The organism is Apibacter sp. B2966 (genome assembly GCF_011082485.1).
Classification (GTDB): Bacteria; Bacteroidota; Bacteroidia; order Flavobacteriales; family Weeksellaceae; genus Apibacter.
Genome location: NZ_CP049714.1, coordinates 1,631,008 through 1,653,285, shown reverse-complemented (window position 1 = coordinate 1,653,285; position 22,278 = coordinate 1,631,008). Strand labels below are relative to the sequence as shown.

The 22,278-nt window shown below is 30.9% G+C and carries 17 protein-coding genes; 10 read left to right on the top strand and 7 right to left on the bottom strand.

Annotated features, from left to right (window positions below):
- The first annotated feature begins 4 nt into the window (after positions 1-4).
- Complete coding sequence (gene yaaA, locus G8C43_RS07165; RefSeq protein ID WP_166005114.1) at positions 5-763, top strand: peroxide stress protein YaaA; 759 nt, start codon at positions 5-7, stop codon at positions 761-763.
- A 15-nt stretch (positions 764-778) separates the two neighbouring features.
- Here the strand turns inward: yaaA and G8C43_RS07160 are convergent, their stop codons facing one another.
- A complete protein-coding gene (locus tag G8C43_RS07160) occupies positions 779-1,309 on the bottom strand; it encodes an RNA polymerase sigma factor (protein WP_158254190.1) in 531 nt (176 codons plus the stop codon).
- 180 nt (positions 1,310-1,489) lie between these two features.
- Here G8C43_RS07160 and G8C43_RS07155 point away from each other — a divergent pair, with 180 nt between their 5' ends.
- The 6 genes from G8C43_RS07155 to G8C43_RS07130 all read left to right on the top strand — a co-directional run bounded on the left by G8C43_RS07155 (position 1,490) and on the right by G8C43_RS07130 (position 7,598).
- On the top strand, positions 1,490-2,035 hold the full coding sequence (locus tag G8C43_RS07155) for an HdeD family acid-resistance protein (RefSeq protein ID WP_105296414.1): 546 nt from the start codon (positions 1,490-1,492) through the stop codon (positions 2,033-2,035).
- A gap of 288 nt (positions 2,036-2,323) precedes the next feature.
- Positions 2,324-2,602 (top strand): co-chaperone GroES, encoded by a 279-nt coding sequence (gene groES, locus G8C43_RS07150; RefSeq protein WP_055426187.1) that lies wholly within the window; start codon positions 2,324-2,326, stop codon positions 2,600-2,602.
- Positions 2,603-2,636: 34 nt separating this feature from the next.
- Complete coding sequence (groL, locus tag G8C43_RS07145) at positions 2,637-4,265, top strand: chaperonin GroEL (RefSeq protein WP_105296415.1); 1,629 nt, start codon at positions 2,637-2,639, stop codon at positions 4,263-4,265.
- 479 nt (positions 4,266-4,744) lie between these two features.
- The gene (locus G8C43_RS07140; protein WP_160542569.1) at positions 4,745-5,671 is read left to right on the top strand and encodes a mevalonate kinase; all 927 of its coding nucleotides are present in this window, start codon (positions 4,745-4,747) and stop codon (positions 5,669-5,671) included.
- A gap of 53 nt (positions 5,672-5,724) precedes the next feature.
- Entirely contained in the window at positions 5,725-6,621 is an 897-nt protein-coding gene (locus tag G8C43_RS07135) for a UbiA family prenyltransferase (protein ID WP_166005111.1), read from the top strand.
- A gap of 80 nt (positions 6,622-6,701) precedes the next feature.
- Complete coding sequence (locus G8C43_RS07130; protein ID WP_166005109.1) at positions 6,702-7,598, top strand: pseudouridine synthase; 897 nt, start codon at positions 6,702-6,704, stop codon at positions 7,596-7,598.
- Positions 7,599-7,624: 26 nt separating this feature from the next.
- On the opposite strand, the gene G8C43_RS07125 is transcribed toward G8C43_RS07130, so the two are convergent.
- Together G8C43_RS07125 and mltG are read right to left on the bottom strand one after the other, a co-directional pair.
- The gene (locus tag G8C43_RS07125) at positions 7,625-8,620 is read right to left on the bottom strand and encodes an acyltransferase family protein (protein WP_160542572.1); all 996 of its coding nucleotides are present in this window, start codon (positions 8,618-8,620) and stop codon (positions 7,625-7,627) included.
- A 10-nt stretch (positions 8,621-8,630) separates the two neighbouring features.
- Positions 8,631-9,653: an endolytic transglycosylase MltG gene (mltG, locus tag G8C43_RS07120; RefSeq protein ID WP_166005107.1), complete on the bottom strand. Its 1,023-nt coding sequence runs from the start codon at positions 9,651-9,653 to the stop codon at positions 8,631-8,633.
- Positions 9,654-9,781: 128 nt separating this feature from the next.
- On the opposite strand from mltG, the gene G8C43_RS07115 reads away from it, so the two are divergent.
- Entirely contained in the window at positions 9,782-10,504 is a 723-nt protein-coding gene (locus G8C43_RS07115; RefSeq protein WP_166005105.1) for a shikimate dehydrogenase family protein, read from the top strand.
- A gap of 8 nt (positions 10,505-10,512) precedes the next feature.
- Here the strand turns inward: G8C43_RS07115 and G8C43_RS07110 are convergent, their stop codons facing one another.
- From G8C43_RS07110 to G8C43_RS07095, 4 genes are all read right to left on the bottom strand, one after another.
- Positions 10,513-11,268 carry an SDR family NAD(P)-dependent oxidoreductase gene (locus G8C43_RS07110; RefSeq protein WP_166005103.1) on the bottom strand — a complete coding sequence of 252 codons (756 nt, stop codon included), beginning with the start codon at positions 11,266-11,268 and terminating at the stop codon, positions 10,513-10,515.
- Between the two features lie 89 nt (positions 11,269-11,357).
- On the bottom strand, positions 11,358-12,017 hold the full coding sequence (locus tag G8C43_RS07105) for a hypothetical protein (protein ID WP_166005101.1): 660 nt from the start codon (positions 12,015-12,017) through the stop codon (positions 11,358-11,360).
- A gap of 11 nt (positions 12,018-12,028) precedes the next feature.
- The gene (locus G8C43_RS07100) at positions 12,029-13,357 is read right to left on the bottom strand and encodes a DUF5689 domain-containing protein (RefSeq protein ID WP_166005099.1); all 1,329 of its coding nucleotides are present in this window, start codon (positions 13,355-13,357) and stop codon (positions 12,029-12,031) included.
- Positions 13,358-13,397: 40 nt separating this feature from the next.
- Complete coding sequence (locus tag G8C43_RS07095; RefSeq protein WP_166005097.1) at positions 13,398-16,190, bottom strand: TonB-dependent receptor; 2,793 nt, start codon at positions 16,188-16,190, stop codon at positions 13,398-13,400.
- A gap of 83 nt (positions 16,191-16,273) precedes the next feature.
- Between G8C43_RS07095 and G8C43_RS07090 the strand changes: the two genes are divergently transcribed.
- Complete coding sequence (locus G8C43_RS07090; RefSeq protein WP_166005095.1) at positions 16,274-17,464, top strand: endonuclease; 1,191 nt, start codon at positions 16,274-16,276, stop codon at positions 17,462-17,464.
- Positions 17,465-17,726: 262 nt separating this feature from the next.
- Positions 17,727-21,914, top strand: coding sequence for a type II CRISPR RNA-guided endonuclease Cas9 (gene cas9 / locus G8C43_RS07085; RefSeq protein ID WP_166005093.1), 4,188 nt, complete (start codon positions 17,727-17,729; stop codon positions 21,912-21,914).
- The last annotated feature ends 364 nt before the right edge of the window (positions 21,915-22,278 follow it).

Below are 22,278 nucleotides of genomic sequence, written 5' to 3'. Positions count from 1 at the left end.
TTAAATGAAAATACTTCTTTCTCCGGCAAAAATTATGAGTTTGGAAACCAATTCAAGTTGGAATCAACACACTCAACCCGAATTCATTGATTATAGTAAAAAATTACAACTTGTTTTAAAGGAATATTCTCCATCTGAATTAGAAAATCTATTGAATATTTCATCAAAATTGTCCGAAGAAAATTGGGAACGAATTCAGAAATGGACTCCCAATCCTTTAAAAAAGGATTGCGTACAGGCTATTTTTGCATTTAAAGGTGAAGTTTACAGAGGGCTAGATGCCGAATCCTTATCCAAATCCGCCTTAGATTATTTACAAAAAAATTTATTAATTCTTTCAGGCCTTTACGGTTTGCTTCATCCTTCAGATGATATTATGTTATATCGATTGGAAATGGGAAAAAAACTTAAAACCGAACAAGCCAACGATTTATATGGGTTTTGGAAAGATATATTGAATACTTATTTGAATAACTTACTTGAAAATGATGAACCTATACTAAACATTGCGAGTAAAGAATATTTTAAAGTAATTGACCTAAAAAAGTTGAAAGGTCAAGTTATGGATATTGAATTTAAAGATTATAAAAATGGATCTTTAAAAAGCATTATGATGTATTTTAAAAATGCCCGTGGAAAGATGACTCGTTGGTGCGCCGAAAACTCAATAACCCATTGGGAGGATATCAAGACGTATAATGAGGACGGATATGAATATTCAGATCAATTATCTACAGAAAAAAGTTTGGTATTTGTCAGGTAATTATAGTAATTTTTTTTAAGATAAAAGCTTACGTGCTCTCATCAAGCTTACTTTTACATTAGCTAAAGATAAACCGGTTTCTTCAACTATATCTTTAAGTTTTTTTCCTTCTACATATCGTGAATAAATTAATTTTCGATAATTTTCAGGAAGATTATTTAATCTTTTTTCAAATGCTTCTAAATTTTGTTTATCAATAAACAACTGCTCAGGCGATGGTTCCCAATCTCTTGGTTGTTGATAGTCATCATCTAAAAATTTGTTTTTATCCTTATTTTTTTTTCTTAAAAAATCTATGGCTGAATTATGCGCAATGGAAGTAACCCAAGTTCTAAAATCAAAATCAGAATTGTATAAATTTAATTTACTTAAAACTTTTGTAAAGGTTTCAACAGTGAGCTCTTCTGAATAATTTTCATCTTTCACTAAAGAAAAAATATAGGACTTAATATCACTCCAAAATAAATTTACTATTTTACTTTGAGCCTGTTGCCTGGAATTTTTTGCTTCTTCGATTAGCTGTAATAGATCTAATTTATTTTTCAATTTGAAATTATTCTCTTTTTTAGTTGACAATCTACAATAATAATACCTAATTAAAAAAATAAAAATTTAATAGTTACACTTATTATATGAGCACTTATCAACCTTTATTTCATTTGTATATAACAATTTCATGGCATTATTTTTGAAATTATCTTATCCTAATAATTACATAAAATTTATATGAAATCATTTATAAAAAATTGGTGGATTATGCTCCTTTTAGGCATATTGTTCATTTTAGCAGGTATTATAGTAATGGTGTCTCCTACTCCATCACTAATTTTCTTAACAACATTTTTTTCTGTCTCTTTTCTGGTTTTTGGTATTTTCGAAATTGTTTTTTCATTAAGTAATACTCATACCAGCAATTGGGGATGGTATTTGGCCGGTGGTATTTTAGATTTATTGGTAGGGATTATATTAATATCCTCCAATATATTTACTCAAATGGGAATCTTATCTTTCTTTATTGGCTTCTGGCTGTTATTTAAAGGAGTTAGTTTAATTGGCCACTCGTTTGATATTAAGAACATGGGGTTAAGTAATTGGGGATGGTTATTAACTTTAGGCATACTGGAAGTTATCCTTTCATTTGTAATAGTGGTATTCCCTCCAATCGGATTAGCCGCTTTGCTAATATGGGTTAGCATATCTATGTTGTTTTTAGGAATTTATTACATCAGTTTATCTTTTAGTGTTAAAAAAATAAAAAATAATATAGTTTAATTTTAAATTATCTATACTTCATTATAGACCTTTGATATTTTTATTTTATCAAAGGTTTTTTCATTTATACTTAACTTTTTAAACGTATTTTAAACTTATAGCACTGTATTACAAATACTTATTTACAAAAATAAATATTCCTCTTAAACCGTATTATAAGTCATCTGACACCTTGACGCGTTTACTTTCTTTTTGTCATAAAACTTTTATTTGGCATATTTTTAGAAAAAAGAAAAGGGTATTACCAATTAGTTTAAAAAAATAATATAAAAATTAAAAATAATAGATATGTCAGAACTATCAATTAAACCATTGGCTGACCGTGTAGTAGTAGAGCCGGCAGCTGCTGAAACAAAAACAGCTTCAGGAATCATTATCCCTGATAGTGCTAAAGAAAAACCACAAGAAGGGGTTATAGTTGCAGTAGGAGCCGGAAAAAAAGACGAACCGTTAACTGTTAAAGTTGGTGATAAAGTTTTATATGGTAAATATTCCGGAACTGAACTAAAACTTAATGGAAAGGATTATCTTATAATGAGAGAGTCTGATATTTTAGCAATTGTTTAATTAAACCTAATACTCAAATCTTAAAAAAATTAAAATGGCAAAAGATATAAAATTTAATATTGAATCTAGAGATGCCCTTAAAAAAGGGGTAGATGCTTTAGCTGACGCTGTTAAAGTTACTTTAGGACCTAAAGGAAGAAATGTAGTTATACAAAAATCTTTCGGAGCTCCTCATGTAACTAAAGATGGTGTTACTGTTGCAAAAGAAATTGAATTAGAAGAGCCTATTGAAAATTTAGGAGCTCAAATGGTTAAAGAAGTTGCATCTAAAACCAATGATGTTGCCGGTGATGGAACAACTACAGCAACTGTATTGGCACAAGCTATTGTAAGAGAAGGATTAAAAAATGTAGCTGCGGGTGCAAATCCAATGGATTTAAAAAGAGGTATTGATAAAGCAGTAGCTGCTGTTGTTGAAGAATTAAAAAAACAATCTCAAGAAGTTGGTTCTGATTCAGAAAAGATCAAACAAGTTGCATCAATTTCTGCAAATAACGATGATACTATCGGTTCACTTATTGCTGAAGCTTTCGGTAAAGTAGGAAAAGAAGGTGTTATCACTGTGGAAGAAGCAAAAGGTACAGATACTTACGTAGACGTAGTAGAAGGTATGCAATTTGACAGAGGATACCAATCTCCTTACTTTGTAACTAATACAGATAAAATGATCACTGAGCTGGAAAATCCATATATTTTATTATGCGATAAAAAAATATCCAGCATGAAAGATTTACTTCCAGTGTTAGAACCGGTTGCACAACATGGTAAATCTTTACTTATTATTTCTGAAGAAGTAGATGGTGAAGCATTGGCTACTTTAGTAGTAAATAAGTTAAGAGGATCTTTAAAAATTGCTGCTGTTAAAGCTCCGGGATTTGGAGACAGAAGAAAAGCAATGTTAGAAGATATCGCTATTTTAACAGGAGGAACCGTTATTTCTGAAGAAGCCGGATTAACTCTTGAAGGAGCTACATTAGAAATGTTAGGTACTGCTGAAAAAGTATCTATCGATAAAGATAACACGACCATCGTTAACGGTGCTGGAAGTGATGAAAACATCAAACAAAGAGTAGCTCAAATTAAAGCTCAAATTGAAAATACTACTTCTGATTACGATAAAGAAAAACTTCAAGAGAGACTTGCTAAATTAGCAGGAGGAGTAGCTGTTTTATATGTAGGTGCTGCTTCAGAAGTTGAAATGAAAGAGAAAAAAGACCGAGTAGATGATGCATTACATGCAACTCGTGCTGCTGTTGAAGAAGGTTTTGTTGCCGGAGGTGGTGTCGCTTTAGTTCGCGCAATTAACGGAATTGAATCTCTTAAAGGTATTAATCAAGATGAAGAAACCGGTATCAAAATCGTTAGAAGAGCTATTGAAGAACCACTTCGTCAAATTGTAGCTAATGCCGGTGGTGAAGGTTCTGTTGTTGTTAATAAAGTTAAAGAAGGAAAAGATGATTTCGGTTACAATGCCAAATCTGAACAATACGAAAATATGTTCAGCGCCGGAATTATTGACCCTACTAAAGTAACTCGTGTTGCATTAGAAAATGCGGCTTCTGTTGCCGGAATGTTATTAACTACTGAATGTGTAATTACTGATATTAAAAAAGATGAACCTGCAATGCCACCAATGGGTGGAGGAATGCCGGGAATGATGTAACAATCACATTTTTTCTTTATAAAAATAAAAAAATCCCGGAATTCCGGGATTTTTTTATTTTATTTTAAATTATTCAATTGATTTTTAGAATATTCTTTATTTTATATTTATACCGTTATTTGTTGAATTTATTTTTACCCATAACATTACAGTTATTTAACTTCTTATTTAAAAAACCATCTACAACAAGGTAACTCGCTAATTAGATGAATAATAGTAATTATATCTAAACCTAAAAAACTACTGATACGTATGCAATATCAAAAAATTTGTATACGATTAAGTTAATCTTTTAGTTACTGAAAAATTTATGTCAAATTATTCATTTTCAGCAATATTATTTTGTTCATAAAACCATTCGATTGAAGTAATTTTTAAAATAAGAAACTGTCAAAGGTTTTTAAAAATATTAGTTAAATTTTAATTATAAAATTAATATAATGTGTAAATTTGTAACGTTTTTTGAAGAATATTAAAATATGAAGCATCCTTTATTTTATGCAAAAATTTTACTCTTTGGAGAATATGGAATTATTGAAAATTCAAGAGGGTTAACCTTACCCTACAATGCCTACAAAGGAACCTTACAGTTTTCATCAGAACTTAATGAAATTGAATCAAAATCAAATAAATCATTGCATAAATTTGCAGATTATTTGAAAACTTTATCGTTACCTGAAAAATTTTCGATTAATATTTCTCAGCTTGAAAAAGATATTGAAAAAGGAATGTTCTTTGATTCTAATATTCCTCAAGGGTATGGGGTTGGTAGCTCCGGTGCTCTGGTAGCTGCTATCTTCGATAAATATTCTGTAAATAAAATTTCATCTGATAAGATTCTAAAAACTGATTTAAAAGATTTAAAAAATGTTTTAGGACAAATGGAATCTTTTTTTCACGGAAAAAGTTCAGGTATTGACCCTCTTATCTGTTATATGAATATCCCGTTGTTAATTCAGCCTAATGCAGATGTTGACAAAATAGGATTAACTGAGAGCAAAGACGGAAAAGGAGCTGTTTTTTTAATTAATTCCGGTATGCCCGGTGAAACAGAACCTATGGTTCAGATTTTTTTTGAAAAACTTAAAAATGAAGGTTTTAGAAAAACATTAAAAGAAGAATTTATAAAATATAACAATAATTGTATAGATTCTTTCCTCAATAGAGATATGGGGTCCTTTTTTCAAAACTTGAAACATCTTTCTCTATGGGCTTTAAATCATTTTACCCCTATGATCCCTCGAAAATTTTTAAAAATTTGGAAAAAGGGTATTGATACTAATACTTATTATTTGAAACTTTGCGGATCCGGAGGTGGCGGATATATATTAGGCTTTACCCAGGATTATGAAGCTACTGAAAAAATGTTAAAAAATTACAAAAAAGAAGTCGTATACCGTTTTTAATTATAAATCCCTTAATTTTTTTTGTATTTTTACCTGATTAATATCCTTAATGGATGTACTCTTCAGGAAAAAAAATAATTTTAATTAACCTCTCTTTTTTGGTTAGAGTTAGAATTTTTAATGTAATTATGCTAATTCTAGCCATGTATATTTCTGCTATCTATTTATTTGGTGATGAAAAAAATATTGTTGAGAATTTAAAAAATATAAAGCTTCATGGTATAGTCTTATCCTCCTCACTAAGTGCCATGGCAGGTTATATAATAAATTTTTTTTACGATCAGGAAAAAGATATGATATATAGGCCGATAACTTCTATATTGCAACGATTTATCAGTAATGGAATAGCTTTACGATTTTACATTTTCTTCAATTTCATATCTTTAACTATTGCCATAGTGTTATCTTATCGTATTTTTATTTTTTTTCTAATCTATCAATTTATCATTTGGTTTTACAGCCATAAACTCAGTCGAATAGTTTTTATCAATAATTTGACTAATTCTGCAATTATGCTTTTTCCTTTTTTAGCACTGTTTTTATTTTATGAAAATTTTTCTTCTTACATTTTATATCTTTCCGGATTTTTATTCTTTATCATATTCATCAAAGATATTTGTAAAGATCTTCTCTCTTATAAATATGATCATCTATTTAACTACCATACTTTGCCTAATACTTTAGGTATTATACCTACCAAAATTATATTAAATATATTATTTTGTTTATTATTAGGTATTTCATTTCAATTAAGTTGCGAACCTCATCTTTATGAAATACGACTTTATTATTTACTAACCATCCTATTATGCGTTTGTTCGATTGTGGTTATCTGGTTAAGTAAACCTCAATATATTCAGATATTAATATTTATGATCAAATTTTGGATTTTTTTAGGCACTATTTCTCTAGTATTTATTGATGGGAATCCCTTAACTTTGCACTTTTAATGAAGTTTGTTTAAAAATAGCTTTCTACCCATTTATATTCACATATATCATAAAGGTATATTAACATAGATTTGTAACAGATGAAAAATAATAAATCATACGACAGAAGAGGCTCTGGAAGAAATGAAAAGTCTCTAAAAAAAGAATATTTCAAAGCCAATGATAAAAAGGAAAATAAACCCGGTAAAAAAAATAAATTCGAGGATAAAAAACGATTTGCATCAACTGCTCCATTTAGAAAAAGATTACCTAAAACTCCCAAAGAAAATGAGGGAACAAGACTTAATAAATATATAGCAAATTCAGGCGTTTGCAGCAGAAGAGAAGCGGATATATTTATTCAAAATGGAGTTGTTGAAGTTAACGGAAAAATTATTACAGAATTTGGATATAAAGTACAACCGGGCGATGAAGTATTTTTTGACGGAAGATATATTCGTCCTGAGAAAAATGTATACGTACTTTTGAATAAACCCAAAGGTTATATTTCAACCACTAAGGATGAAAAGGCCAGAAAGACCGTATTGGATTTAGTCGCCAATGCTTCTCCTTATCGTTTATATCCTGTCGGCCGATTGGATAGGCAAACCACCGGTGTACTTCTTTTAACTAATGATGGAGATCTTACTAAAAAATTAACCCATCCTTCCCATGAAGTTAAAAAGATTTATCATGTCACATTAAATAAAAAAGTTTCGGTTGAAGATTTTGGTAAATTGTTGGAAGGTTTACGATTTGAAGAGGGAATAGCTAAGGTTGACAAGATATCCTACATTGAAGGAGCTCCAAAAAACGAAGTAGGAGTTGAAATCCATATCGGGTGGAACCGTATTATTCGAAGAATGTTTGAAAGGTTAGGATATGAGGTAGAAAAGCTCGATAGGGTAATGTTTGCCGGATTAACAAAAAAAGCATTAAAACGAGGTTACTGGAGAATTCTCACAGACCTCGAAGTTAATACTTTAAAAATGCTTTAATTATTTGATATTTTATAATTCTCCTATTAGATAGTTATTTTTTTCTTGATGGTTATCTTATTAACAATATTGTCAACTAATTTTTGCCATACATACGCTAAAATAAATGTTACAATAAATGAACATATATTTTCAATGTTGGATGGCAAAAACAGATGAAAAAAATAGAGAATTTTCTCATGAAATATAAATAAGGTAAGGCTATGTATTCCTAAAAATGTAAGAATCGGAAATTTATACGACTTAAACAAAGAAAAGAAATAACATAAAAACATACATAATGGCAAAGTTATAAGAATAAAAGGAGCCACATAAATTCCATATTCTTCAAAATAAGGAGTGTAATAATAAAAATAATAAAGAAGACATACTCCTACTATTAAACTTAATGCAAATAAAACTATTGTAATTTTATTAAATTCATATTCCTTATTTCTGATTAAAAAATCAGCTAACCAAAAACCTATAACGTAATGAGGTATCCTAAATGTTAAATTATAAAGATATTCATATGTACCATGTGTTGAATAGCTAAATACATAAGCTGCTGCTATAGCACATAGGGTAGTCACGGTCTTATTTATTTTAAAAAATTTGTAATATAAAGGCGTTAAAAGATATAAAAACAAAAGTGCTGGAATATACCAATCATATATATATCCTAAACCCACATTTCTCCAATATCCTAAAGTAGTTAAATTATAAAATAAAGCATCCGATTTCCAAATCCCCAATTTTATCGCTACGATAGTTACTACTATAACAATTGGATAGTAATAAGGTAATATACGTAATGCTCTTTTTTTATAAAAATGTCTAATTGAATCATCATTATGGATAGAAAAATAGACACCAAAACCAGATACTAATATAAAAATATCCACTCCTCCGTAGCCTATCCGTTTAAAGAATTCTAAAAAATTTGATGTACCTACATACACGTGAGAATGGTAAAACATTACCCATAAAATGGCAAAACCCATCAATATGGTTCTGTATTTACTCAGTAAATTTAATTTCATAATATTTATTTTAGTTTATTTTGAGCGAATTTAACCAATCAATGTAGTCTCTGGCATTTTTCATATGCTCTGCCGGATTCGAGGTAAAGGCATGTCTGCCGGTATTTCTTATGGCACACATATACAAATAATCAGTTGTAGCCGGATTTAAAACGGCATCGACTACAAAATCATTAGGAATACAAATAGGTAAAGGAGGTAAACCTTTATACTTATAGGTATTGTATGGAGAATCAATAGATACATTTTTTACTCTCTTAACTTGAACCTTAAAGCCATATACTTTTCTTTCAGCATACTGAACAGTAGGGTCCGATTGTAATTTCATATCTTTTTTTAGACGATTAAGATATAAGCTGGCGATGATGGGCAGTTCGTCTTTTTTTACATATTCCCTTTGAACTATGGAAGCTAAGGTATAAACTTCTAAAACAGACAAACCTAATTTATCGGCTTCTGCTTTTCTTTTTTCATTCCAAAAACGGTTATGAATAGTTTCAAATCTTGAAAATAATTTTTCCGGAGAAGTATTCCAGTCCATATAATAGGTTTCAGGAGTGAAATATATTTTCAGCTCTTCCACATCATTATATCCTTTTAATGATGCTTGTTTTTTAAAATAATTTATAAAATGTAAAGAATCATCTTCTAAATTCTTACCTAAATCGGAAGCTAATTCATAAATGTCATCATATGATTTAATTCTTAAATGAACTTCATCTTGCTTGCCTAATAACAATCGCCTGATTAAATCTTTATTATTTTCGCCTACATTTAATTTATACCTTCCTGCTTTTATTTTATCCGGATATTTTTCGGCATAAGCTACTTTGTCAAAAGATTCGATGTCTTTAAGATAAGGAGCTATCATTTTTTTTACCTGATGAAAACTAGCTCGAGTTGGAATATATATAAGCTTTTCCTGTATAACATTAGAGCTGTAATATTTTTTGTAATAAGGAACGCCTATCATAATTAATCCCAACGAAAGTAATAAAAACAAAATTATTATAATAATAATTATTTTTTTCATATTCGATTACTTGGTTCGACAAACATCCAATTAGGATTAAACGCTGCAAAAATACATATCTTTATTTAATTTGTATAATATAAACTCGGGTTTTTATATATTTGTTAGTAACTTCAAGTTGATTAAATATGATTTTAGGTTTATTAGGGAAAAATATTTCTTATTCTTTTTCCAAAAATTATTTCACGGAAAAATTTAAACTAATGGGATTAAAAGATTTTTCCTATAAAATATTTGATATTCCTTCCAAAAATGATATTTCAAAACTCTTTAACACGCCGGATTTACTCGGTTTTAATGTTACCATTCCTTATAAAAAAGATATTCTAGATTTTCTAGATGAATTAAGTCCGGAGGCTGAAAAAATTGGAGCTGTTAATACGGTTAAAATTAAAGGTAAAAAAAGAATAGGTTATAATACCGATGCAATCGGTTTTAAAAACTCATTAGTTCCTTTATTAAAACCTCATCACCAATCGGCTTTAATTCTCGGTAACGGTGGAGCTTCCCAAGCGGTCGCATATATATTACACCATCTTTCCATACCTTATACAATCATCTCCCGAAACGGAATAAATACCTATAGCTCATTAACCCAAGAAATAATTTCATCTCACAATTTAATTATAAATACAACACCGGTAGGAACTTATCCTAATATAGATGATTGCCCCCCTGTACCCGCTCAATTTTTTACCCCTGAACATTTAATTTATGATTTGATATACAATCCGGAAGAAACTAAATTGTTACAGCTGGGAAAAAAAGCAGGTTCACAAACTAAAAATGGATTGGAAATGCTCCATTTACAAGCTGATCATGCCTGGAATATCTGGTATGAAAATAAGTAACTAAATAATTATTTTCTGTCAAATAACGTTCCGGAAGCTTGAGCTTTGGGAAATATGGTCATGTCCGCAATTTGTACATGATCGGGCCTTGAAACGGCATAATAGATAGCATCCGCTATATCTTCTGCAACTAAAGGCTCAAAACCCTGATAAACAGAGTCTGCTCTTTTTTGGTCTCCTTTAAATCGAACTAAGGAAAATTCAGTTTCAACAGCACCCGGAGCAATATTGGTAACCTTTATCCCTTGAATTAATAAATCCATTCTCATTCCTTTACTGATTGCTTCCACGGCATGTTTGGTAGCACAATAAACCGTTCCTTTTGGATAAGTTTCCTTTCCTGCAATAGAACTTATGTTTATTATATGTCCTTTTTTGTTGGCAACTAAAATAGGCACGACGGCTTTGGATACATATAGAAGGCCTTTAACATTCGAATCGATCATCGAATCAAAATCATCAATTGAAGAATCCAAAAATGTGTCTAATCCATGGGCATTTCCTGCACAATTTACTAATATATTTATATCTTTCTTGTTTTGATCCGACAAACTTTCTATTGCAGAAAATACCGCTTCTCTATTTCCAACATCGAATGAAAGAGTGGTTATTTTCACTTTATCTTCCAATTCTTTTTTTATATCGTCCAATCTACTTTTTCTTCTTCCACAGAGTATAAGGTTGATTCCTTTTTCAGCGAAAATTTTCGCCGTAGCTTGACCTATACCTGAAGTAGCACCGGTAATTAAAGCTGTTTTTTGCATATACTATTTTTAAAGAATTAACTTACTAAATATACAAAATTATTCCAATTAAAATAGCTTATAAAAAACAGTTTGTTTATTATTTACCTTTATTCAAAATTCGGAAAATTCTCAACCAATTCAATATCATCAACTCTAAAACCTCTATCATTACTTGCCGCTTCACTAATCAATTCTAAGGTTGAAATTTCTTTTAAAATTTCATCCGGAATTCTGATCATTACGCCTTTGTATTTGTTTCTATTGTTGAATGCATTGAGTTCAATATTGGGTAAAGTCAGCTCTTTCTCATTAAATCTAATTCTTAGCTTGTTTGTATTAGAAATATCATCTGAGTTATAAATATTTGCATTGAAATTATATCTCAAGGCTATATTTTTCCGGTTTCTTAATGGGATATTACTTATGATTAAAGATGATTCTTTGTTTGCCGGGAACCATATAAAAAATTCTTTCTTGGCAATTTCACTGGATCCGTTTAATTTTCTTATATCAGCCAGTCTAAATGAATCCGAATAAACTGCTCCTTCTGCTTCTCCATCAAAATTAGTAACCGCAGATACTTTAGGCCATGGACTTGAAATAATTATTCCTACCTTGACTTTAGTTACTTTATTAAAAGTTTCTTTAAAAAATCCGCTTGGAGGAATCGGGGGCGTTGAGTAGTCATCATTATCAACACAGGAGATAAGAAATCCCTTAACCACCAATCCAATTATTATAAGTGAATATATGTATTTAAATTTCATCATTTCAATAATTAATCTTCCAATTGTATCGTATCAATCCTAATTCCTTTTTTATTTTTACTTGCTGATCCAAAAAATTCAATTTTTTGAGTACCATCCGGAATAGGAATTCGCACAGTATAAAATGTATTTTTATTGTTGCTTATATCTAAAGCAATATGGGGCAGCTCCACTTCAACATCATTACATTTCACTATTAAATCATCCACAAAGCCAATATCCAATGAATTAAAAATGCCTACATTGAGTTTAAACGATAAAACCATTTGTTTATGACCGGATGTATTAATATGATCTATAATTAATGAAGCATTAGTATTTGCCGGAAACCATACCAAAGGGGAAGGAAATGAAGTTCCTGAAGTTCTAATATCTGCTTTTCCATAAGGATCACTATAGGTGACCGATTGAGAATTATCAAAACCGTTTGCATTATTTATTTTAGGTCTTACGGATACATTTGAAACTTTATTAAAAGTTTCAATAAAAAAAGGTTGAGTAAGTGGAAAATCTTTGACATCTTCTATAGTTCTCAGGTTCAATCTATAGGTTTTATACATCCCATCATATCGGGTCATAATTCCTCTCAATTTACCCTCTCCATGGGGAATTTTATATCCCGCAAATGAAGCATAATTACTTATAGGTACAGTAAAATAATTGAGATTTATAGTATTTACCTGATTGTCAGTGCTTGAATTGTTTCTTACAAATGTCTTACCCGGTTCATTAAATTCTACTCTGCTAATTTCAACCAAGGTACACAAATATGTTTCATTATTATTGACCTCTCTAGCAGTTAATAATTTACCGTCTGAATTTCTTTTAATAACCAATTCTTCTTCATTTTTTTGATCTTTACCCAAGATAATATTCGATTTCATAATTGAAGGGGATATTTGATCGACGATATATTTTTCCGGCTGTGTGGGAAGCATACCAATCTGAACCATACCGTTTTGCTTTCCATAATAGAGATTATCTAATTTAATATATAGTTTAGACCCAAGCGGATAATAAGTATATAAGCTGGATTTATTAATGCTGAGTACAATCCCTTGAGTTCCGTCTTCAGTTACTAAAAATAAATTTTTATAAATATTTCCGGCATGATCTGTTGAAATAACATAGCCCTCTAAAATTTCGCCATTTGTAAAAGCTTGTGCCTCTATACCATTTTTTCCGGTAAAAACAGGAGCTGTTTTTAAAAGATCAGAAATGTATACAGTCGCTTGCATTAGCCGACCTTGATTTACTGAGGGATTTTTATAATCATCATCATGTACACAGGCCAAGAGAAACCAAGATATAAATATAAATAGTACACTATTTTTAATCATTTTTTCAATTTTAAAATTTATCGTTTATTTCAGCATTAATTTAAAATCTAAAAGAAACGTTTATGAAATACGATCTGCCTCTATCGTAAAAAAGCTTATTGCCAAAAAGCGGATAGGCCAACAATTTATCTTTTTCCAATTGTTCATAATTGGAATATCTTCCTTGCTCAAATGATCCGGTAACATATCCTCTTTCATTTAAAATATTATTTACCGAAGCACTTAAACCCAGGGAATATTTACCCATTTTAAGAGATTTACCCAGGGAAGCATTTAACATAAAAACATCTTGAAATTGCTTCTGTTTTATAATTGATTTAACATTTTCTTGAGTAGCTCCCTCATAGGGAAAAGCATCATCTTTCATAATAAAATTTTTGGTTCTTGATAGAGAAGATATATTCGAATAATTATCTTGTAAAAAATTACCACTAACTCCTACCCACCAATAGTTAGGCGAATCATATTTAATTCCAACAACATATGCTTTTTGTGGTGTTCCGGTAATCTTATAATTTTTAATGAAAGAAGATCCGTAATCATGTACACCCGGTGAATTATCACTAAGTATGTACAAATTAGGATTATTTTTATATGTATATTGTCCAATAGATGCTATTCCGGAGAGGGTTAAAGATGGTGTTAATTTCCATTCCAACCCTATTTCGGACCCCAAATATTCTTTTTCAACACCTGCTAAAACTTCTGAAACAAACGCGTCTTCACTTTCATCTAAACTAACTCCTTTAGCATAATAACGTGTTATTTCTACCGCATCTTTTATCTTTGTATAATATCCGGTAATCCTGGCCTTCACAGAAGGAGACCTTAAAATATATGTTAAATCATTAGTATTTATTCTTTGATTGGATATATGGGGTGTTATATCATTATTTAATCGGGAATTCACAAAAATTTCATTTAAAGTTGGTGAAGACTCAAAATAGGCGGAGTTTAGTATAATGAAATTTCTTCCATTAATTTTATAAGTTATTCCTGTTCTAAGACCCAATTCTGTAAAATTGGCTTTATTAGATTTTCCGTACGAATTATTCGGATATAATCCGTGTTTAAATTTTCCGTTTCTATAGGCTTCATTCCAACCGAATACTAATGATACTGCCATCTCCCAATGGTTTAACGTTACTCTTGAGGTAGCATTTCCTGTTATTTCCTGCCTGAACATTCGGTAATCATATTCCGTTTTCTCGCCTTTCCTTGCCACACTACCCGGTTTTAAGCTGTTATAATCATCGGTAGATGAACCGGAACCATCACCCTTTATAAATGAACTTTTATTTACGACAAAATCTGCTCCCAATAAATCATTTACCTCTCTATAATTATCTGAAACTAAATTTTGATAATTTAAATTGAGAAATAATTTCCAATTATCGCTCAAAAAAGTATGCAAATGAGTGGCAGCATTAAAGGTTTTATCTTTATAAACATCATCCACCAGGAAATAGGAAGCCCTTCTGCCTATTTGCCCGCTGTAGGGATCTTGATATGTTGGAGCATGATAATTCGTATTATATAAATATCCCCAATCGAGTTGAGTCACGTTGAGATCATTAGTCTCCCAAGCATGTAGAAAATTTTCATATTCCGTCATATTTTCCTGACTAAACCAGTAACTAGGTAAATTTTTATAATAAGTTGGAGATGGGTTATCGGCTTCATACCTATTTAGACGGGAACTTTTATTATACCCAAATTGATATGAGGCTGTAGTTGTTATCTTTGTTTTATCGCTTAAATTCCAGTAATGAGTTAACATAAATATCGGCTCAAAAATTCTTTTTACCCTTTCATTTCTTTTATCTCCATCTTGCCATCCCCAATATGAATTATAATTCTTACCTCTTAGGTCATATACTTCTTGTGTATTAGGACTCATTCCTGTTTTTCTTGTAGGAGCACCGAATGCAGTAAGATTTAGTCTGTGGTTATCATTAATTTTTTTCTCAAGAGATGCGAAGTACGCATATGAATTGTTATAGGTCCCATCAATTACTCCTTCTTCCATCCATCTTCTGGAACCTGAAAAAGTGAAAGCCCATCCTGACGGAAGCATTCCCGAGGAATACGTTGTCATGATTCTATGTTGATACGTACGATTTGAAAAAGAATAGGTTAGCTGAAATCCTTTCCTGTAAGAAGAAGAACGTGTATCGTAATAAGTTGTTCCTCCCAAATTGCTGAAAGAATAATCAGAGATGGTATTATTTTCTGCTAATTCGTAAGGATATTTAATAACATTATTTAAACCACCCCAATTACCAAAATCAGGTTTTCCTGTATGATTTTTAGACATTGGAATACCATTAAACATAATATTTGCATAACTGTTATCAATTCCCCTTACTTTGAACCAATAAGATCCTAATTCAAAAGAGGCGGTTTTAGAAAATACATCTTTAGATGATTGCAATAACCCAATTCCGGTCATTGATTGAGAACTCTCTTCATCAGGCGAAAAATCATCTTCCATCAATGTCAATAAACCTTCATCCTCTTGAGAAGGATTATATTCTAATTTTATCACTCCTAAATCTTTCCTCGTTTCTTTAGGAAAAACTTTTACCGTTAGAGTTAAAGGCACATAGCCTACTCTATTAATGATGATTAGATAAGTTCCGGCAGCTACATCTTTAAATTGAAAATATCCTACCCTATCGGATTTGGATTGTATCAAACGATCTTCACCTAAGCTAACGACAGCCTGATCCAAAGGCTTATCCTGGTCTCCTTTGAGATAACCATAGATCATAGTTTGCGCAAATATTACCTGATTTACAAAAAGTATCCAATACAATAACTTAAATTTCATCATCTTTTAGTAATTTCAAGAAGCCTATTGAAGCAAATATAATTATTTATTTTTAGTTTTGTTAATATAAAAAAAGCGGATCTATGCGTATATTTTTAAAAAATATATTTGTTTTTATTTTTTTATTAATGATTTATACCCCTTGTGAAGCACAAATACGATATAAATCAGCAACTGTCATGTTTTATAACGTAGAAAATCTCTATGACACCATTCCATCTGCTGATCTTATTAACGGCACCCTAGATCCTAATGATCCAAAGTATCAAATAAGTGTATCCGAAGATGAAGCTTTACAATCCGGATATGAGGTGTACCGAGGTGAACTATCCTTCAATAAACTAAAAGGAAAAAAGGTAGTCAGAAAGCATATTTTAACCGATGAATTCCATTATAAAGGACCAAAACGCTGGAATACAAAAAAATATAAAGAAAAAATCAATAACATCAGCCGAGTTATATCCGAAACCGGAAAAACCGAAACTCAATCTATGCCGGTAATCATTGGTTTATGTGAAATTGAAAATGAGCATGTATTGAATGATCTATGCGAAGCCATCAATAAAAGAGGAGGAAATTATGAATTTATTCATCTCAATTCTTTCGATGAAAGAGGCATTGACGTTGGCTTATTATATAACAAAACAAGGTTTATCCCCCAAAATAAACAAAAGCTGTTAATTAATTTACCCAGACAAGAAGGTTATAAAAATTACACACGCGATATACTACTGGTAGAAGGTCTGTTAGAAGGTGAAAAAATGTATTTCTTCGTCAACCATTGGCCTTCCCGACGAGGAGGTGAACAAAGAAGCCTTCCCAAAAGGATGGCGGCTGCAAAAGTCTTAAAACAAGCAATGGACAGCCTCATAAGCATCAACCCAAAGGCAAAAATAGTAGCTATGGGTGATTTTAATGATGATTGTACCAGCCCCAGTATTAAAAAAGGGTTAAATACGGTATCTAAAAAGGAAAACGTAATAACCGGTTCTTATTATAATCCCGCAGAGAACTTATTTAAAAAAGGATTAGGAACTATTGCCTATCAAGATTCATTTAGCTTTTTCGATCAACAAATTATGTCTCCTGCCCTTGTTACAGATCAGGAAGGTTATCACTTTTATAGAATGAACGTGTTTGCGCCTTTTTATTTAATTACACAAGAAGGTCCTTACAAAGGCTATCCCTACCGTACTTTTTCTAATAATAATTATACGGGGGGATATAGTGACCATTTTCCGGTTTATACTATTCTTATTAAAGAAATTAAATGAGTGTAATTTAATATAAATTATCCTTATAAAATACCATCTACTATAACAGCTTAAACTTACCAACATACCAATAAAAAAAGCGAGATAATTCCCGCCTTTAATGTTTTCACAACGGAATAATCCTTATTGTGAATTGCTTTCAAATTTTATTTGCTTCAAATATAATCAATAAATTAAACTAATTCATCATAAATATACATTTTTTTTATTTCTAATTAGTTTATACTTTTATTGAATAATTACTAAAACCAAATAGATCATTATGTCTTTTAAGAAAATTCTTGGCCTGAACGTAGGAGTATCTTCTATTGGCTGGGCTGTTGTCCGTGAAAATGAAGAAAATCCAAATTTAAATACTATTTCCAAATTAGGGGTGCGGGTAATTCCTATAACCAAAGATGAAAAGAATAATTTTGAGAAAGGATTGTCTGTAACACCCAATGCAGAAAGATCTTCAGCACGAAGCGCTAGAAGAAACCTTCAACGATTTAAGCTGAGAAGAAATAACTTAATCGCATTACTACTTCAAAACCAAATTATTTCATCCAACTCTTCTTTGACAGAAAAAGGTAAATTTACCTCTTTCGAAACCTTAAAAAATCGAGCGAAAGCAACAAAAGAAAGAATAGAGCTGGAAGAATTAGCCAGGGTTTTACTTCATATAAACAAAAAGAGAGGGTATAAAAGCAGTCGAAAAGTAAAAAACAATGAAGATGGGAAGACAATAGACGGAATGGAGATTGCTAAGCTTTTATATGAAAAAAAGTTAACTCCCGGGCAATATATTTACCAACTTATAAAAAAAGGGAAAAAGCAAATTCCTGACTTTTACCGTTCCGATTTAGAAAAGGAATGGTCCGCATTATGGGATTTTCAAAAAAAATATTATCCCGATATTTTGACCGAAGATTTTAAAAAAGAACTGGAAGGAAAAGGACAAAGAGCAACTGCCGCTTTATTTCTAAAAAAATATGGAATCAGAATCGCCATAAATAAAGGGAAAAGAGATGAAAAAAAGTTACAAGCCTTTAAATGGAGAAACCAAGCAATCTCGGAAAAAATAACCCTTGAAGAAATAGCCTATGTTTTGGCTGAAATAAATAACCATATTGCTAATTCCAGCGGATATTTAGGCGCAATTAGTGATCGAAGTAAAGAGCTTTATTTCAATCAACAGACAATAGGCGAAAATCTTTTTTCCCAAGTAGCAAAAAATATTCACACCAAATTAAAAAATCAAGTATTTTTGAGACAAGACTATCTTGATGAGTTTGAGCAAATATGGGAAACTCAAGCGCAATTCCACCCTCAACTTACTCCTGGGCTAAAAAAAAAGATTCGAGATTCCGTTATCTTTTACCAACGTAAACTTCGTTCCCAAAAAAGATTAATTAATCTTTGTGAATTTGAAAACCAAGAAATTGAAATAAATAAAAACGGAAAAAAGAAAAAGAAAAAAATTGGTTTAAAGGTTGCCCCCAAGTCCTCCCCTCTTTTCCAACAGTTCAAAATATGGCAAAGCCTTGGTAATGTACTCATCAAAAGGGAAGGAAGCGATCGTCCGTTGACGTTAAAAGAAAAAGAAATACTATTTACAGAACTGAATATTAAAGGAAACCTATCCGGACTAAAGGCTTTATCCCTATTAAAATTACCCTCTAAAGAAACTAAAATCAATTTTACAATCCTGGAAGGAAATCAAACTCAAGAACAGCTTTACCGAATTTATCTTAAAATTTTAGATATGGAAGGATATAATGTTTTTGAACTTTTGGACATATCGGAAGACCAAGAAGAATTAAAACCAGGAGACAGTAAAATCCCTGCCGCAGAAATCAAAGAAATAGTAAAATCTGTTTTTGAAACATGTTCTATTTCTACTTCTATATTAGATTTTGACCCGTTGCTTCCAAATCCTGAATTTGAAAATCAAAGCGCATATCAGCTCTGGCATCTAATATATTCTTATGAAGGAGACAATTCTACCTCGGGAAATGATAAATTGTTAGAACTGTTAACTACTAAATTCGGATTTAAAAAGGAGTATGCACAACTTTTTGCTTCTATCTCATATGATTCAGAATATGGTAATTTAAGTAGTAAAGCAATGCGAAAAATTTTCTCCTATTGTAAAGAAAATACTTTTAGTGAGGCATGCATAATGGCGGGATATAAACATTCTAAACATTCCCTGCCCCATGAAGAGAGTAATAACCGCAAATTAAAAGATCGACTCGAAATTTTACCTAAAAATTCTTTGAGAAGCCCTGTAGTGGAAAAAGTCATAAACCAATTAATTAACCTGGTAAATTCATTAATGGATGAGTATGGTGCTTTTGATGAAATACGCCTTGAATTAGCAAAAGAGCTCAAAAAAAATGCTAAAGAGCGAGAAAAAATTTCAAAAAATAGGGATGCTGCTAAAATTCGATATCAAAAATATTCAGAAATACTAAAAAAAGAATTTAATATTTCGAACCCCTCAAAGAACGATATGATTCGCTATCGATTATATTTAGAATTGGAAGCGAACGGTTTTAACGATTTATATACTGATACTCCTATAAATAAAGATTATCTTTTTACAAACAACTATGACATTGACCATATCATCCCGCAATCCAAAGTATTTGATAACAGCTTTTCCAATAAAGTACTGGTTCCCAGGCAAGCAAACCTTGAAAAAAGTAATTTAACTGCTTTCGATTACCTATCTAATCAAGGAAAAGAGAAAGAAGAACACTTTCAATATGTTATTTCAGAATTATATAAGAAAGGAGCTATTTCCGAAACCAAATATAAAAACTTACGTAAAAAAGGCTCCGAAATAGGAGAAAGTTTTATCAACAGAGAGTTGCAAGATACACCATATATTGCCGGAAAAATTAAGGAACTCCTTTTTGAAATTGCTCCCGATGTGGTTACTACTTGCAGTGATATTACTTCTAAATTACGTAAAGATTGGAACTTAACTGATCTTATGAAAGAGTTGAATATTGAAAAATTCCGTAACGCCGGACTTACAAAGTTGATTGAAAATTCAAGAGGTGAAAAAAAAGAGATGATCATAGATTGGAATAAAGGAAATGACCATCGTCATCAAGCTCTCGATGCCTTACTTGTTGCTTTTACATCCCGAAATCATATTCAATATTTAAATCATATGAATGCTCGGGACGATGAAAAACATAAGCGACATGCAGTTATTCTTGCTATTGAAAAGAAGATCAAATATGATAAAATCAATGAAAATGGAAGCAGACCCTCTCGATTTACTTTTCCTACTCAAAATTTTCGACAAGAAGTCGAAAAGCAATTAAAAGAAATATTGGTTTCATACAAAACTAAAAATACGGTAGCCACTGTAAACTTAAATAAACCTAAGAAAAAAGGCGGATATTCGCCCAAGCTTGAACTTACGCCAAGAGGCCCTTTACATAAAGAAACCATTTATGGGATGTCAAAAATTTCCCGGACTAAAGAAATAATGATTTCTTCAAAATGTAACTATGAGACGGTATCAATGGTTCAAAATCCTATATACAAAAATGCTTTATTAAAACGATTGAATGATCATTTCAATGATCCTAAAAAAGCTTTTTCCGGTAAAAATTCAGTAACTAAAAAACCAATTTTTTTGAATGCTTTTTCAACCGATACCATTCCTGAAAAAGTTACCATCCAATGGTTTGAAAAAGTTTATACTATAAGAAAAGCTATTACCCCCGAAAATTTTAAAAATGAAAAAACTATTGAAAAAGTATTGGATCCCACTACCCAAAACATACTAAGAAATCGATTAAAAGAAGCTCATGGAAATGCTAAAGAAGCCTTTTCAGATTTGGAAAAAAAACCCATCTGGCTAAACCAAGAAAAAGGAATCTGCATTAAAACAGCAACTATAATCGGAGTTAGTAATGTGGAATCGCTACATACTAAAAAAGACCATTTCGGAAATGAACTTTTAGATTTAAACGGCAAACCTATTCCGGTAGACTTTGTGAGTACGGGAAATAACCATCATGTAGCTATTTATGAAGATGCAGAAGGAAACCTACAGGAAAAAATAGTCAGTTTTTTTGAAGCGGTCGAAAAAGTAAATCAAGGACTTCCCGTAATTGATAAATTCTATAATGAAAACCTGGGTTGGAAATTTCTTTTTACCATGAAACAAAACGAGATGTTTTTATTTCCTTCAGAAGATTTCAATCCGAATGATCTAGATATCAACGATGAAAAAAATTTAAATCTAATTTCCCAACATCTATTCAGAGTCCAAAAATTAGCTTCTAAAGACTATTATTTTAGACATCATTTGGAAACAGGCATTGAATTTAATGATGCAAATTTAAAAAGAATAATCTGGAGGAGGGAAAGACCTAGCGGGGTTAGAAATATCGTTAAAGTTCGTTTGAATCATATGGGGAAAATTGTTCATATAGGAGAATGAAAAAAACAACACCCCAACACTGTAATTCCATAAACTACAACAAGATATCCCATACTTATTTTCAAAGAAACCCTGAAACCAACCCATAATTTTGTTCAGACAACCCAACAGCATCTTTTTGATGATCAATAAGTTAAACTAAAAATAACCGTAAAAGTTATAAATTCTGATAAAAAAATCTTTATCTTAGCCGAATAATTTTCACAAAGCCTAACTTATGAATATAACGTCTCGTTGTTTCGTGTATAGTTTATTTAGTGTAAATCGGAATCTAATTCTTATGGAATTTTTCCGCTTGTAAAGCTTAAAAAATAAAAAAGTAAAGGGAATTTTTAATTATTGCTTTACTCCCACTAACTCAACC